The following is a 15,819-nucleotide window of genomic DNA, read 5'->3' on the forward strand; positions in this document are numbered from 1 at the left end:
ACAGGAGGGTGCCGGGATGTTTGGACGAAGACGGGAAAGTTCTGAAAAGCCCCCCACCCACTTAAAAAACAAAAAGACGTACGAAGGTATCGTACGTCTTTTAAAATGTCCCGCGGACGCCGTGGAACCTCCTTGGCCTGAACCCCGATTGTAAAGGGGATCCCCGATTGGCCGCACCAGGCGAACCTTGACGGCCAGAGCGTGGTTCCAGAGCAACAAAGAACGGCTCAGGTGGATCAGATCCTCACAAACGCCGCAGAACAATCTCATTCTTTTTCCTGTCTACTATCAAACACCAGTTGAGCGAAGAAGTAAACCATTTTTATCGCAACACAAAGTCATCCAATGACCCTCGGAAACAGTATGAAATAATCCCTGTAAATTGCGGCATAAAATCAGCACCCTATCGACAAAAAACGGTCATGAACCACCTCTCCCGGCAGAAAAAATGGAATCATGATTTGGCATTTCGATAGTGCTGAAGCCAGTCGACAATTCCCTCCAGATGCTCCCGGGCCTTGTTTCGATCAGAGTTGCGGGCTGCCAACACCATCCGCAAAACCTCCCGGCGCAGGGCTTCATCACCAAACAACCCGGCACACTTTTTAAGCCATTGGGCGGGTAGATCAGTGGCGAGGGGATTCCCCCCCTCCATGGCGACAAGAAATCGACCGATTTCTCGCTCCATCGCCTCTGGAAAGGTATCCAAAGTCAATGTTTCCGGGTCCGCCTCCTGGGAACCATGGGAGAGGGGTGAGCCAAGCTCCTCCGGTGACAGCGGCACCTCATCAGCAAACAGTTGGTCCGCCTCTTCCCCATCGGCCACTTCCAGGGAGATATCCAGATAAAAACAGGATCCGCCGCTCTCCTGGTTTTCATACCCCACCTCCCCCCCCAGCCGTTCGGCCAGACGTTTGGCCAGGCTCAAGCCGATACCGGTACCGCCATATTTTCGGGTGGTGCCGCCATCCCCCTGGGTAAACTGTTGGAAAAGAAGTGCCTGTCTTTCCGGAACAATCCCAATACCGGAATCAATCACTGCAAACCGTAAGAAGAGATGATCAGAGGGAGGCGTCCCCTCTGAGAGCGTCGATTCCAGTTCGGAAACCTCTACACGAACCCCTCCCGCTTCGGTAAATTTAACGGCATTGCCAATCAACTGGGACAAAATTTCCCGGATCCGTCGGACATCCCCCACCAGCCGATCCCCCACTTTCGGATCCACCTGATAAAAAAATGAAAGCCCCTTCTCTTCTGCCCGCTCCAAAAAGGGCTGGATAAAACCCTTGAGGCTTTCCCGAAGAGCAAATGGATGGTTTTCCACCTTGAGGGAGCCGGTCTCCAGACGGGCAAAATCAAGCAGGCTGTTGAGAAGGTTCATCAAGGAGTCAGCTGCTGAGCGGACAATGTCCAGATTTTCCTGCTGATCGGCGTTGAGTTCCGACATCAAAACCAGATCGGTCATGCCGATAATGGCATTCATGGGGGTGCGCCATTCATGGCTCAGATTGGAGATAAAGGTGTTTCGAGCCCGGTTGGCATCCTCCAAATCCCGGGTCCGTTCCAAAACCTTTTCCTCCAACTGCTCATTCAAAAGTCGCAATTCCGTTTGCAACTGATTCAACTCACGATTTTTTCGTACCGCACTTTCATACGTCGAGAGGAGTAAATTCAGGGTCCGGCGGCGGGTTGCCTTGATCAGATGGATCTCACCGGCAAAGTTGACCTTCAAGCCATCCTCGTCACCGGCATCCGTCTCATCCGAAGGGGCTTCCATCAGATAGCGGATGCGTGAGAGGAGATCATCAGGGTCGAAAGGCTTGGTGAGATAATGATCCGCTCCAGCGCTCAAGCCCCGAATCACCTCTTTGGGATCATCAAGCCCGGTCAAAAGCATCACCGGAATGTTGGCCAAAGCTTGATCCCGCTTGATCTCCCGACACATCTGATAGCCATCCATCTCAGGCATGGCCACATCACTGATCACCAAGCGTGGTATATGGGTCCGGGCCAGCTCCAATCCCTCCAAACCATTTTTCGCTCCCAGAGGGGTAAATCCAGCCTCCCGCAGGAGTCTCTCCAAAACCACCCGTTGGGTGGCGGAGTCCTCAACGACCAGTATGGACTCAGCCTTTTTCATGTTTGGATGCCCCGTCCCGGCTTCGTGCTTGTGGTGTGTGACAGACCGGTGTTGATCTGAACCGATTTCATCAAAAAGGGAGCTATATCCGTCACCGGCAGCACCACCCGGGCCGCCCCCAGCTCAATGGCCTGTTTGGGCATACCGAAAACCACCGACGAAGCCTCATCCTGGGCGATGGTCATGCCTCCGGCTTTGTAAATGGAGAGCAGCCCTTCCGCCCCATCCTTGCCCATACCGGTGAGCAGTACTCCCAGAGTCGACCGCCCGAAACGCCTGGCAGCTGAATGGAAAACCACATCCACAGAAGGACAATGACCCAACTGAGCATTGGGGATCATGCCCAGATCAGCAGGGCCGGGGATGGCAAACTGTCCCTCCCGATCCACAACCAAATGGCTGCGTTCCGGTGGAAAATAGATCACGCCAGCCTGAGGCCTCTTCCCCACCTGTGCGATCTCCACCGGCATTTTGCAATGGCTTTTCATCCAGGAGATCATCTCCTCCAAAAAACCAAAGCTGATGTGCTGAACGCAGAGAATGGGGGTGGGAAAACGGGCTGGCAGAGAGGATAAAATGGTTAACAGTGCCTGGGGTCCGCCGGTGGAAGCACCAATGACCACCAGACGTATGGGCGTTTTGACCTGACCCTTGGAGAGCGATGGGGATGGACTCTTTTTTTCCGGAAGAGAGGCATAGCGGCTGGCGTGGCGGCTGATGGGCACCACCCCGGAAATAATTTTGATTTTACGAACAAATTCCTGGGCCAGGACACTCTCATCGGCAACGGTCAATCCGCCCCGGGGTTTGGGAAAGACATCTACCGCCCCCGCTTCCAGAAGTTCGAAAATATTGTGCTCGTTGGTTTTTTCCTGAACCGAAACACTCACCACCAGAATGGGCAGGGGATGGCGGGCCATAATCTGCCGGGTCAGCTCCCACCCATCCATTTTGGGCATATGCAGATCGGTACAGACCACGTTAGGCTTCAAATGATTGATCTGGGAGAGCGCTTCAATGCCGTTGGCAGCGGTGCCCACCACCTTGATACCCGGCTCGTTTTTGAGCATTCGCTGCAAAACGGTCAGTGCTATCAGGGAGTCATCCACCAAAAGAACCCGAATCACACAATTCTCCTCAAGGTATCCAGAAAGGTTTTCTGGTCAAATGTGGGTTTGGTGATGTAGGCATTGGCCCCCACTTCCATGCCCTTACGCATATCCTCTTCCGAGGAGAGAGAGGTAACCAGAATCACAGGCAGTTCCTGATAGGCTTTGTTGGAACGAATGCGATGGGTCAGATCGAGGCCGTCCAGGTTGGGCATCTGAACGTCGGAGACCACGCCATCGAAGGGACGCCTGCCCAGCTGGGTCAAGGCATCCAGGCCATCTACCGCCACCACGACATCATATCCAGCACTCTCCAGAATCCGTTTTTCCTGGGTACGGGTGGTGATGGAATCCTCTACCAAAAGAATGGATTGCCTCCTCTCCTGGTCGGCAACCTCCTCCTCCGAACCCGACTCCCCCCCTCTGGCGCCCAGATGAGCGATGGTGCGTTTTTGAATGGTTTTGATGAGATCCTGGGGGTTGAGCACCATACACACCTCCCCAGAGCCCAAAATCGTTGCCCCCGAAACATTGCGAACCCGTTTCAGGATCGCCCCATGGGGTTTTAACACCACTTCCTGTTCGTCCAAAAGCTCATCCACAAACACCCCCAACCGCTCCTCTCCATAGCGGATGACCAGACAGGGGGTCAGGGGAGAGGGGTCCAAGGAGACCAGATGAGGGGGAAGATCCAGCAGATCCCCCAGATGCGCCACAGAGACCGGCTCATTATTAAGATCAATGGTATCCCGACCATCAATGGGAAAGACCGAATCCAAAGGAATCCGTCGTACCGTCTCGACATAATCCAGGGGAATGGCAAAGGTGCACTTGCGGGCAGAAACGATAAAAACCGGCGTCGTCGCCAGGGTGATTGGCAGACGAATGGTAAACAGACAACCCGCACCAGCCTCTGAATCCACCTGAATGGAACCCTTCAGCCGCTCGACGTTGTTGCGTACCACATCCAGCCCGACACCTCGCCCAGAGACATCGGTGACCATGGCCGAGGTGGAAAAACCAGAGGAAAAAATCACCGACTTGAGCTGGGACATGGAGAGGGTTTCGGCCTCAGCTGGGGAATAAAGGCCATTTTTGACCGCCACCCGGCGCAAGGCATTGGGATCAAGCCCACGGCCATCGTCGATCACCTCGATCACCACATGGGTAGCGGTTCTGGAAGCTTTAAGCCGAACTGTGCCTAAGGGGGGTTTGCCCGCCTGCTGCCGCTCCCGAGGCATTTCCAGAGCGTGATGCACAGCATTGCGGATCATGTGCATCAAGGGACTTTTCATCTCCTCGATCACCCGCTTATCCGCCGTGGTATCCCCCCCTTCCAGGATCAATTCCACCTGTTTGCCCAGCTGCCTGGCCAAATCCCGAACCATGCGGGGATAGAGGTTGAAGATGGTGGAAAGAGGCAAAAGACGCAGATTGCGAATCCCCTCCTCCAACTCCCGGGCCACCATGTCCAGACCCGCTTCATCCTCAAAAACCGCATGACGCAGTTGGTGCAGACCGGCCCCCAACCGATCCAGATTGCTCTCCCCACCCTCTCCACCATTCAAACCATGGCCATCGGCAGCGTGGACTTCCCGCAGGCTCGTTTCCCAAAGAGCAATCGCCTCTTCGATCTCCGTGAGCCGCCGTTTGACCCGGGTCTTGACCACCGTGAGTTCCCCAGCCTGATTCAACAGCTGGTCAAGTCGGCGAGGTTCCACCCGGATGGTATCGACTCGATAGGACTCTTCATCGACAGGGCGCTGGCTACTCTCTCCAGAACCTGAACGTTGGCTGCTCTCTTCAGAGTCTGAGGCCGCTGGAGTGGCAGAAGAAACGTGCTGAGAACCCGGTTCTGATCTCTGGACCTCCACCACCGGGGTCGGCGCTTGTACTTCCACCACCGGGGCTGGCGCTTGTACTTCCACCACCGGGGCTGGCGCTTGTACTTCCACCACCGGGACTGGCGCTTGTACTTCCACCACCGGGGCCTGAACCTGGACCTCTACCACCGGGGCCGGGGCCTGAACTTCCACCACCGGGGCTGGCGCTTGTACTTCCACCACCGGGGCCTGCACTTCAACGACTGGCGCTTGAATGTCCACCAATGGGGGTGCGGATTGGGCTGGGGGTGTTTGATCGACCAGAGGAGGGGGTGAAATCGTCTCGGGTGGGGCTGGCGGAGCTGTTTTTTTAGCCCCTTTCCCCTCCATCCGGGCCAGGGCGTCGGTGATGGAGACCCCAGCTGGCTCACCGGTGACCGCCTCATGCACCAAAACCCGGATGTCATCCAGCCCCCCCATCATGTGGTCTACCACATCAGGGGTAAAAACCGTTTCCCCCCTGGAGGCTGCTCCCAGGACATCTTCAAAACGGTGAGCCAACGTCTCAACGTCGCCCACCCCCAGCATCCGCGCTGAACCTTTGAGGCTGTGGGCCTCACGGAACGCCTCCTTGAGCACCCCCTTGTCATCGGGATGCTTCTCCAGATGGAGCAGGGATTCGTCCAGCTTTTGGAGATGCTCTTCACTCTCCGCCTGGAACAGTTCCCTCAGTTCGACGTCTTCAATCATGCCTCTCTCCAACCCTTATTTCTCAGGCCAATCAGACCATGTTCCTGAGTACTTGGGCGGCGTCATTGAGGGTCTGGATGCCGGTTTTGATCTGGCCTACCCCCGAAGAGGTCTCCTTGGCTCCCGTATTCAAGGATTTCATCGCCTCCACGACCTGCTTGATCGCTACCGACTGTTGGCGAACGTTCATGGAGATCTGCTGGGCGCTTTCAGCCGCAGCATTGACCGACTCAGCCACCTCACGGAAGGTTTCAGCGGTGTTTTGAGCGATGAGTACCCCCTGCTCTACGGTTTTGGTGCCTTCATCGGTCACCATCACCGTGGTGTTGGTGGCCTTTTGAATTTCACCCACCAGATCGTTGATCCGGGCAGCGGAACGTTTGGACTCATCCGCAAGCTTGCGGGTTTCCACCGCCAACACCGAAAACCCCTTGCCGTGCTCCCCGGCCCGAACGGCCTCGACGGCGGCATTCATGGCAAGCATTTTGGTTTCGTTGGCAAACTCGGAGACCGTATCGGTGATATCCCGAATCTGCCCGGTGCGCTCGGAAAGCTTCAAGATTTCCCGTCCAATCGCCTCCACCTTGGAACGCGTCCCTCCCATCTCCTCCAACATCTCCTCCACACGGCCCATGCCATGCTCAGCCAACTCCAGGGCCTTTTGCGCCCCGGATGCAGCCGAATCAGCCTGTTCGGAAGATTGTCTGGCAGAGGTGCCCAGCTCCTCCATGGTGGTGTTGGTTTCATTGACCGAAACCGCCTGTTGCGCCGAAACCCGCTCCTGCTGGTTGACGGTGGTGGCTATTTCAGCGGATGAGGTGGAGACCACGTTGATGATTTCGTTCAGGGGACGGCTGATGGAACGGGCAAAATACCACCCCACAGCCACCACCACCACGCTACAGATAATGCCCAAAATCCACATCATCCGATTGAGATTATTGAGCGCTTTATAGGCCTCCTGCTGGCTGATGGTGGCGATGAGCGCCCATTTACTCCCCCCCGGCATGCGAATGGGCGCATGGGCCAAAAGCACCTCATTGCCCAGATAATCCACCGTATTCTCTTCCAGGTCGGTCTCTCCGGTCAGGGCCTCCTCAACGTGCTCGGTCTTAAAACTCAGAATACCGATGACTGTTTTGTGGACCTGGATCTTCTCCAGATCCTGGTCAGAAATATGGCTGTTTTTCAAGCTGGAGAGAAAATCGTCCTGATCCTGAATCAGATAACGGGAGTTGGAGCGAAATTTAAAATCAGGGCCAACCAAAAAACTCTCCCCGCTCTTGCCCAGTCCGGTTTTTTCCCAACGACCATCGTTGGTCATGATGCCGTCGATACGGGAGATGGGCATCTGGAAGATCAGGATACCGCTCTTTTTGCCGTCATCGTTGTAGATGGGAGAGGCGATAAAGGCGGCTGGAGCGTTATAGGAGGGAGGATAGGGCTCAAAATCAGCCAGATAGACGCTTTCACCGGCATTGGCAGCCAGGGCCTGTTTGAACACCCGGCCCAAATTGGTATTGCTGTAGGGGCCATCACTCAGACGGGTGGCAAAGTCCACCTCCTTGAAAACCGAATAGATGATGTGGCCGCTATCGGGCTCCACCAGAAATAGATCGTAATAGCCGAATTTATCAACAAAATTACGCAAAACCGGATGGAACTGGCCATGGAGGCGGCTGTATTCGGAATGGTCCCGGGAGGTATCAAGCTTGTGTTTTTCCCCCACGGGATAGGGATTGGTCGAGATGTAGAGATGTTGCAGAATACGACTCACCCGATTGCGGGGCCACCAGAGGGAGAGGGCGTTGTCGGGGGCGTTGTCGGTATCGGATTCCTGCTGCACATAACGCGCCCGCAGACGCTCTTCGTTCTCTTTGAGGTTTTGATCATACCCCAGCCCCACCTCCTCTTCCGCAGCGAAAAAAGCCCCGGTGAGTCCCTCCATGGCCTCGACAATCATGATATCCTCGGAGAGGGTCAGCACCTGGTTGTTGATCACCTGAAAATAGCGATTGATCTCGGCCTGCTTGGACTCCCGGATCAGGGCAAGACGGTTAAAGGCATCCTGCTGCAAGGCTTCGCTGCTGGTTTGGTAGGCATAGAGCCCTACAAACATGAATGGCCCCAAACCCATCAGCAAAAACAATCCGATCAATTTGGTGGACAGTCGCATCTTCCCCATGGTTATTCTCTCCCCCGCCTGCTATTTCCAGAGGCCGTCAAAGGAAAAACTCCCTCTCCGACAGCCAGATGAATTACCAAAAAAATACCCGGTCGGAACTTATACTGTTTCGTTGACGGAAAGCTCTTCGCTCCCCAACACCTTTTCCAGATTGAGGAGGCTGAACATTTCCTCCTCATAGCGAGCCGCACCCTTTAAAAAGTCCTTTTTCAAGGTGCCCACGGCAGAGGGTGCCCGGGTGATTTCCGAAGGGGACAAGTGGATCACATCCACCACATCATGCACCAACACCCCCACGGTAATCTCCCCCACCACCGCCACCAAGGCCATGGCAGGAGGGGAATCGGGCAAGGGGGGAATCCCCAAAAATCCCGATATTTCCACCATGGTCAGGATTTCACCCCGCAGATTCATCGAGCCGACGATATGATCAGGACAGCAGGGAATCGGCGTCACCTGCCGAAGCTGGGTAAAACCTCGAACGATGTCGAGACCAATCCCCAGCCGCTCGCCATACAACTCCACCACTGCCAAAGAGGCCAAGCCCTCCATGACCTGCTCATCCAGAGCACGCATCAGGCGTTTGGCCCGTTCCCGAAAAACCCCTCTCTCGGACTCAGTAGCCTCCGGGTTGAACAGCCGGGGCTCAGCCAGCAGCTCCAACTCCGTCTCTTCAGACTCCTCCTCACCCCCTTCCCCTGGATCCCCTCCCAGGGGAATAAAACGGAACAGCCGTGCCGCATCCAGGAGCATCACCATCTCTTCGCCGTCGATGGCGACCCCGGTGATAAATTTTTGCTGACGTCGGGATTCAAATTCGCCAAAAGCCGGGGCTTGGTCCACCTCCCCCTCCCCCAGAACCCGCACTTCCAGGACTTCATTGACCACCAGCCCCAACCCCCGATCCGGCCCATCCAAGACCAGGATGGCATCGGTCAAACGATAGGGTTTGGTATGGCACCCCATCCGAATATTGAGATCCATCACCGGAATCACCTGCCCCCGCAGGTTGAGCACGCCGACGATATAGGGAGGGGCCTCCTCCATGGGGGTGATCTCCGGCAGCCGGACAATCTCCCGCACCAGAGTGGCATTGACCCCGTAGAGCTTACCGGTCAGGCTGAAAACCAGATGGGAACCTTGATCCAGGGAATGGTCCATGGAGAGAGCCAAAGCCTTTCTGATGGAAAAACACCCTACCACTCAAGACAAAATGACAGGTTAATTTAGTGTTATTACGAACTATTTACAATTAAATTCCAATTTTCCAAAAAGAAGCGACCTCCTCACAACCTGGAATTCGAGCCCCCAACCACATGGAATTCGAACACTCAACCATCCAGAATTCAATCAGGGCACTACCGGGAACAAAATCCTCCCTTTCAGAATGATTCACTCCCTATTTTTTTCTCCCAACATCCCTTCCACTTGAGCAACCAACGCCCCAGCCGTCCACTCCTCATAGGTCTCAATGCTGGCATCATCCGGCAAACTGCGTAGCAGCTCCAAAGCGGACTGGCGCATTTTTTGAGCCCGTGGGAGATCCCCCCGCCGCTGATAGATCGCCCCCAACTCCAAAAAGGCCGGAATGTGGGTTGGGTCCAGATAGATCACCTTATTCAACAACTCCCTGGCCTCTCCATCCTGCCCCTGCTCCTCAAGAATATGGGCCAAAAGGTAAAGGGGCGCGGCGTTGAAGCCATCCACCTGCATCGCCTGGCGGCAACACCCTTCTGCCGCCCGTCGATCCCCCAGGTTGGCGTGACAGCGGGCCAACAGATGGAGCAGACCAAAATGATTCGATGACTGTTTTAATCCCCGCTTGGCTCGGGCGGCGGACTCGGCATAGGCCCCCCGCCCAAAAAGATCCGACGCCTCTGCAAAAAGCCCCTCCACATCCGGCGATTTGGCAATCCCTTTGGGAGTCGGCTTGGCAGAAGTCGAACGGCCTCCCTTCCAGGGCTGGGCAGTGGTTTTTTTCGAGGTGCTGACAGGCTTTTTGGACCATGAACCCACCCCCCCCTTGAATCCCGCTTTTTCCGACTTGAAGGGAGGAGGAGAAGCCAGAGGAACCTCCGAAGAGGGAAAAGAAGGGAAGTCCGCAGCCAACGATTCCAGGGGACGCTGAAACACCACCGACTCGGGAAAGGTTTTCAACACCAAGCCACTCTCCCCCCGGGTGGCGGCCTGACGTACCTCGGGGGAAAGCTCGGCATGACCGGTCATAAGATATCCCCCGGGACGCAGGGTCTGGGCAAATTTAGTCATCAACCGGGCAACGGTCTCCTGATCAAAATAGATAAAAACGTTACGGCAGACGATCAGATCCATCTCCCGCAAATCTCCGACAATACCTGGAAAACCATCGCGAATCAGGTTGATTCGGGAAAACTTGACCCGCTTACGGATCCGCTCAACAAGTTGCCACTCCTCTTTGACCCGCTGGAAATAAACATCCAACAGGTCTTTATCCATCCCCCGGAACGACCACGGACCATAGATCCCCTGACGGGCTGTTTTCAGAGCGGTACCGTTGATATCACTCCCCAAGATAAACACCCCCGACTTATCCAAGGTCAGGGAGAGACTCTCCAGCATCATCGCCAGGGTGTAGGGTTCCTCCCCGGTGGAGCAACCCGCACTCCAGATCCGCAATGGTTTGTTGGGAGAACGTTTGGCCAGCAGTTCCGGCAGGAGGGTGCGTTTGAGCAGGGCCATCTGCCCCGCATCCCGGAAAAAATAACTCTCTCCAATCGTCAGCTCCAACACCAACTCCCGCCACTCCATTTCGCTCTCATGGGTGGGGGTTTCCAGCAGGGAGAGATAAAGCTCGGGACCGGAAAAGCCGAAACGCCGGGTGCGCAGCCGGATCTGTTTAGCAAGCAGGAGATAGTCGGGCTCAGGAATAATCAGGCCGGTATGCCGTGCGATCAACTGACTGAAGCGTTCCAGCAGGGCACTGTCCAAGGTCAAGCACCGGCGGGGGCATCACCCCCGGAAGAGGTGGCAGATGGGGCCGCGTCAGCCTGGAACCCCAAGGCATCCAAAATCTGGGAAACCGGGCCTTGTTGGTTCAACGTGAAAAAATGCAGTCCCGGCGCCCCACCGTCCAGGAGCTCCCGACACTGTCGAACCGCCAACTGAATGCCCGCTGCCTTCATTTGGGCCGGATCTCCCTGAAGCCGCTCCATGGTGGAAGTCAACCAACCGGGCAAGGCTGAACCACACAGTTGGGCCAGGCGACGGATCTGTTTATAATCAGTCACCGGCATGATCCCTGGAATGATGGGAATGTTGATCCCCTCTTTACGACACGCTTCGACAAAGCTGAAATAGGCGCTGTTCTCGAAAAAAAACTGGGTCACGGCAAACGCAGCCCCGGCTTCCACCTTGCGGCGAAAATGGCTCAGATCGGTTTGGGCATCCGCAGCCTCCGGGTGCACCTCCGGATAAGCAGCCACCCCCACCCGAAAATGGGGATATTTTTCCCGGATAAAGGCGACAAAACCATCCGCATAACGAAAAGCCCCCCGCTCCAACGCCCCTTGGGGCATATCCTGGGGCTGATCCCCCCGCAGGGCGAGCAGGTGGGTAATGCCGTGGCTGTCGATGGTGTCAAGAACCGCTGTCAGGGCCTTCGCGTCATCCCCCACACAGGTCAGGTGCGCCACGGTCTCAACATCTATCCCCCGAACCACATCCCCCATCAACTCCAGAGTCCGCTGCCGACTGCCCCCCCCGGCGCCATAGGTGATGGAGACAAACTCCGGACCATAACGGGCCAGGCCGTTGACCGCCTTCCAAAAGGCCGGCTCCTTTTCTTTAAGCTTGGGGGGGAAAAATTCAAAGGAAATACCCGCCCCAGCCACACCGCCCGTGGGCGCTTTTCCCTGGATAATCTTCTCCATCGATTCCTCTTGTTCCACCAGACACCCCCCTCAATCAAGGTGCACCCGGTATGATCTCTCTCTGGTTTGCCTTCGGGGGAGCCATCCAGCCAACGCCATCAACCCCATTCAGACCCTCTATCCAGCGACAGCCATCGATTCAGCTACAGCCTATCGATTTCGCTGACTGGCCAGCCGGATATTTCTACTCCGGCAATTCGCTCAAGGTCCAATAGATGCTGATGGTGCGGATGACATCTACAAATTGGATATAATCCACCGGTTTGACCATATAGCCCGCCACCCCCAGATCAAAGCTTTTCACCCGGTCCAGCTCATCCTTGGAGGTGGTCAAAATCACCACTGGAATTCTTTTTTTGGCCGGATCCTTTTTGACTACCTCCAAAAACTCCAGCCCATTCATCCGTGGCATATTGAGATCCAGCAGGATGATACAGGGCCAGGGGTTTTCCTTGTCATCCAGCCAAGCCACCGCCTCCTCGCCGTTACCGACCCTGAAGAGGGGATTGGTGACATGGATCTTTTTCAAGGCCCGCTTGACGGTCATCGCATCCACCCGGTCATCTTCCACCAGGAGAATGGGTTGCGTGGCATTCATGACAGCTCCTTCCTAAGAGGCCTCCCGGGCCAGGGTAAAATAAAAAGTGCTCCCCTCTCCCGGTGCCGATTCCAGCCAAACCCGCCCCCCGTGGAGGGCGACGATTTTTTTGACCAGGGTGAGCCCCACACCGGTGGATTCATATTCGTCACCACCCTGGAGGGTCTGAAAAATTTGAAAAATCCGCTCGTGATCCTTTTTGGGGATGCCGGGACCGTTATCGGTGACAGAAAATCGATAATGGCTCTCCCCTTCCGCCTCCCAGGCGACCTCCACCAAACCGGCCTCCTTGTCCATATATTTGATCCCATTGGACAATAGATTCTGAAAAATCTGCCCCAGACGGGTCTTTTCACCGGTAATGGCAGGCATCTCATCGGGGATGGTGATTTGAATGTGTCCGGGCGGACTCAAACTATCGATCACCTCCACCAGCAGCTTGTGGAGGTTGACCGGCACAATCGCCTCCCGCATGCGACCGATACGGGAATATTGCAGCACCCCGTTGATCAGGCTCTCCATGCGTTTTACCCGGCTGATGATCAGGCCCATCTGCTCCTGGCCATCCTCATCCAACACATCCTCATAATCTTCCGAAAGCCACTGCACCAGAGAGTTGATGGCCCGCAAAGGGGCCTTGAGATCATGGGAGACCACATAGGCGAACTCCTTCAACTCCTGATTGGAACTCTCAAGCTCGGCAATGAGCTGCCTCTCCCGCTCCCCACCAGCCGCAGCCAGGCGGGCCTCCAGCTCAGCAATTCTGCGACGAGCCTGGATGAGTTCCGCCTGTGGACCCTCACCAGCCGCCGTGGCATCGGTCACGTCATTGTCACCACTCATGACCTTTTCACCCCTTCACCCCCCTGTTGTTTTTGGGTATCGGATAGCTTGGGAAGGGTAAAATGAAATTGGCTTCCCTCCCCGAGTTGTGAAGTAATCCAGATACGCCCGCCATATTTTTCGACAATTTTCCGGACCAGAGCCAGCCCCACTCCCGGGGTTTCCAGCTCATCCCGGGCCTGGAGAGTCTGAAAAATCTTGAATATCTTTTCGAAATATTTTTCATCAATCCCCGGACCGTTGTCCGCCACCTCAAACTGCCAACCCGCCCCCTCCGCCCGCCCGGTCACCCGAATCTCTCCCAGAGGTTTGTCCATAAAGCGCACACCGTTGTCGATCAGATTGAAAAAAATCTGCCGGGCCCGTCTTTCATCAAAATGAATGGTGGGTAGTGGGGAATCCAGGCGGACCTCCAGCTCTTCCGGCAGGCTCAACCCCTTGACGACACTCTTGACCAGGCGGTTGAGATCGATCGCTTTGACCTCATCCTCCACCCGGTTGACCTTGGTATATTCCAGGAGGGAATCGATCAATCGGTTGATCCGGTCAGCCCGACCTGCGAGCAGTTGCAGCAGATCCCGGCCATCCATATCCAACTGCTCGGCATAGTCGTTGACCAGCCAGTTGGTGAGGGAGCCGATGGCTCTGAAGGGTGCCTTGAGATCGTGGGAGACGATATAGGCAAAATCATCCAGCTCCCGGTTGGCTTCCTTCAACTCTGCCATGGTCACCAGCCTGCGGGCCTCCACCTTTTTTCGCTCCTCGATCTCATCGGCCAGCTGCTTGTTGAGGGACTCCTGCTTGACCGACTGATCCACCAGCTGGAGATTCAACATTTTCAGCTCCAGCTGGCTATCGGTGAGCTGTTTGTTTTGCTGAACCGCCTTTTGGTAGGTGGACAACAGGAGGTTCAATATCTGCCAGCGGGAGGAGTTGATGGTAAATTTACGCCCCTCAAACTCAATATCCATCGCCTTGCGCCGGTCATCCACACCGGCGTGAGGAGAAGTCAAAATATCAACACTGGAAAGAAGATGGGCCTCCTCCCACGGCTTGGTCAGATAGTTGTCCGCACCAGCTCCCAAACCCTCCAAAATTTCACCGGGATTGGTCAATGCCGTCACCAAAATAACCGGGATGGCACCGATTTCCGGATGGGATTTGACCCTGCGACAGAGCTCAAAACCATCCATACGGGGCATGGAAACGTCGCTGACAATGATCTGAGGCCGCACCTCAAGGGCCTTTTCCAAACCCTCCACGCCATCTTTGGCCACGGTCACGTCAAAACCGGATCGAACCAAAAACCGCTTGAGCTTGAAGGCCTGGGTGGGGCTATCCTCGACAATCAGGACTGAAATGCCCCTCTTGGGTACTTCAGAGGGGGTCTCGCTACGAGCCTCTCCCCGCCTCTCCTGACGCCCCACCACCAGATCCAGCAAACCCCGAGGCAAGGCCGCACCCGGCAGCATGTGAGTAACCGACCCCTGCTCCTTTGCCTTTCCAGGCAGATCAAACAACAGCGCCGAGGATTGATCCTGGGCCAGGGTCACCCCCCCCGCCCGATAGATCGCCTCCATTCCCAACAAGCCATCCCGACCACTGCCGGAGAGCAATACCCCAACCACCCTGGCACCCAACCGGTTGGCCATCGATTCCATGGTGACGGTAATGGAAGGACGACACCCCTCCACCGGCGGGGCCTGGGAGGTGGTGAGGTGTCCCTTGGCATCCAGGCTGAGATGTTGCCCCCGGGGTGGAAAATAGACCGATCCGGCCATGGCCACCTCGCCGTGGGTGGCTTTTTGAACCGGCAGGTCGGTGTGCTGCCCCACCCAATCGACAAAATCTTCCTGAAAGTCGGGATCCAGATGCTGAACACAGAGAATGGGGACGGGAAAATCGCTGGGCAGCCCGGCCAAAAGATCCTTGAAAGCCTGAACCCCCCCAAGCCCGGCCCCCACCACCACCCCCTTGATCCCGTCATGGCGATCAAGAACGGGATATTCGGTTGCAGTCGGGGGTTTGGGAATAATGGGGGTCAAACCTGCCAAAGATTTAATCTTGGCCGCCAGATCCCGGGAAAAGGCATCGCCACCCTGGGAGCCCCAGGCCATGGTCTTGGGCAAAAAATCGAGAGCCCCCGCCTCAAACAGCGGAAAAAGGTTGCGCCGTTCGGCATCGCTTCCCGAGAGGCTCACCACCAGAATGGGCCGGGGAAAGCGGGTCATCACCTGATGGGTAAAAGCCAGGCCATCCATCATCGGCATGTGCATGTCGGTGCAGATCACCTGAGGATCCCGCTCAGGGATAAGCGCCAGGGCTGTCTCCCCATCCCGAGCTTCCCCCACCACCTCGATTTCCGGGTGTTTGGCCAACCCCCGACGGGTCAAGGCGAGGGCGACGGGGGAATTTTCCACCAGGAGCACACGAATCGTCTTTTTCACGGCATCAGACACCAAT

General features: G+C 56.0%; 10 protein-coding genes and 1 other RNA gene. All 11 read right to left on the reverse strand.

Annotated features, from left to right (window positions below):
- Positions 1-103 precede the first annotated feature (103 nt).
- A non-coding RNA gene (gene ssrS / locus HQL52_01875) (6S RNA) lies at positions 104-265 on the reverse strand.
- A 189-nt stretch (positions 266-454) separates the two neighbouring features.
- Positions 455-2,140, reverse strand: a complete 1,686-nt coding sequence (locus HQL52_01880; GenBank protein MBF0368179.1) for a response regulator — start codon at positions 2,138-2,140, stop codon at positions 455-457.
- Positions 2,137-3,267: a chemotaxis-specific protein-glutamate methyltransferase CheB gene (cheB, locus tag HQL52_01885; protein MBF0368180.1), complete on the reverse strand. Its 1,131-nt coding sequence runs from the start codon at positions 3,265-3,267 to the stop codon at positions 2,137-2,139. The genes HQL52_01880 and cheB overlap by 4 nt, the downstream gene beginning before the upstream one ends.
- Positions 3,264-5,822, reverse strand: a complete 2,559-nt coding sequence (locus HQL52_01890) for a hybrid sensor histidine kinase/response regulator (GenBank protein ID MBF0368181.1) — start codon at positions 5,820-5,822, stop codon at positions 3,264-3,266. Before HQL52_01890 ends, cheB begins: the two co-directional genes overlap by 4 nt.
- Positions 5,823-5,853: 31 nt before the next feature.
- A complete protein-coding gene (locus HQL52_01895; GenBank protein MBF0368182.1) occupies positions 5,854-8,007 on the reverse strand; it encodes a methyl-accepting chemotaxis protein in 2,154 nt (717 codons plus the stop codon).
- Positions 8,008-8,106: 99 nt separating this feature from the next.
- Complete coding sequence (locus tag HQL52_01900; GenBank protein ID MBF0368183.1) at positions 8,107-9,168, reverse strand: chemotaxis protein CheW; 1,062 nt, start codon at positions 9,166-9,168, stop codon at positions 8,107-8,109.
- 231 nt (positions 9,169-9,399) lie between these two features.
- Positions 9,400-10,974: a tetratricopeptide repeat protein gene (locus HQL52_01905; protein MBF0368184.1), complete on the reverse strand. Its 1,575-nt coding sequence runs from the start codon at positions 10,972-10,974 to the stop codon at positions 9,400-9,402.
- Between the two features lie 2 nt (positions 10,975-10,976).
- Positions 10,977-11,915 (reverse strand): methylenetetrahydrofolate reductase [NAD(P)H], encoded by a 939-nt coding sequence (gene metF, locus HQL52_01910; protein ID MBF0368185.1) that lies wholly within the window; start codon positions 11,913-11,915, stop codon positions 10,977-10,979.
- A 184-nt stretch (positions 11,916-12,099) separates the two neighbouring features.
- Entirely contained in the window at positions 12,100-12,513 is a 414-nt protein-coding gene (locus HQL52_01915) for a response regulator (GenBank protein ID MBF0368186.1), read from the reverse strand.
- Positions 12,514-12,525: 12 nt separating this feature from the next.
- A complete protein-coding gene (locus HQL52_01920; protein ID MBF0368187.1) occupies positions 12,526-13,356 on the reverse strand; it encodes a hypothetical protein in 831 nt (276 codons plus the stop codon).
- Entirely contained in the window at positions 13,353-15,815 is a 2,463-nt protein-coding gene (locus HQL52_01925; GenBank protein ID MBF0368188.1) for a response regulator, read from the reverse strand. The genes HQL52_01920 and HQL52_01925 overlap by 4 nt, the downstream gene beginning before the upstream one ends.
- Between the last annotated feature and the right edge of the window lie 4 nt (positions 15,816-15,819).

This window comes from Magnetococcales bacterium (assembly GCA_015232395.1).
Taxonomy (GTDB): Bacteria; Pseudomonadota; Magnetococcia; order Magnetococcales; family JADFZT01; genus JADFZT01.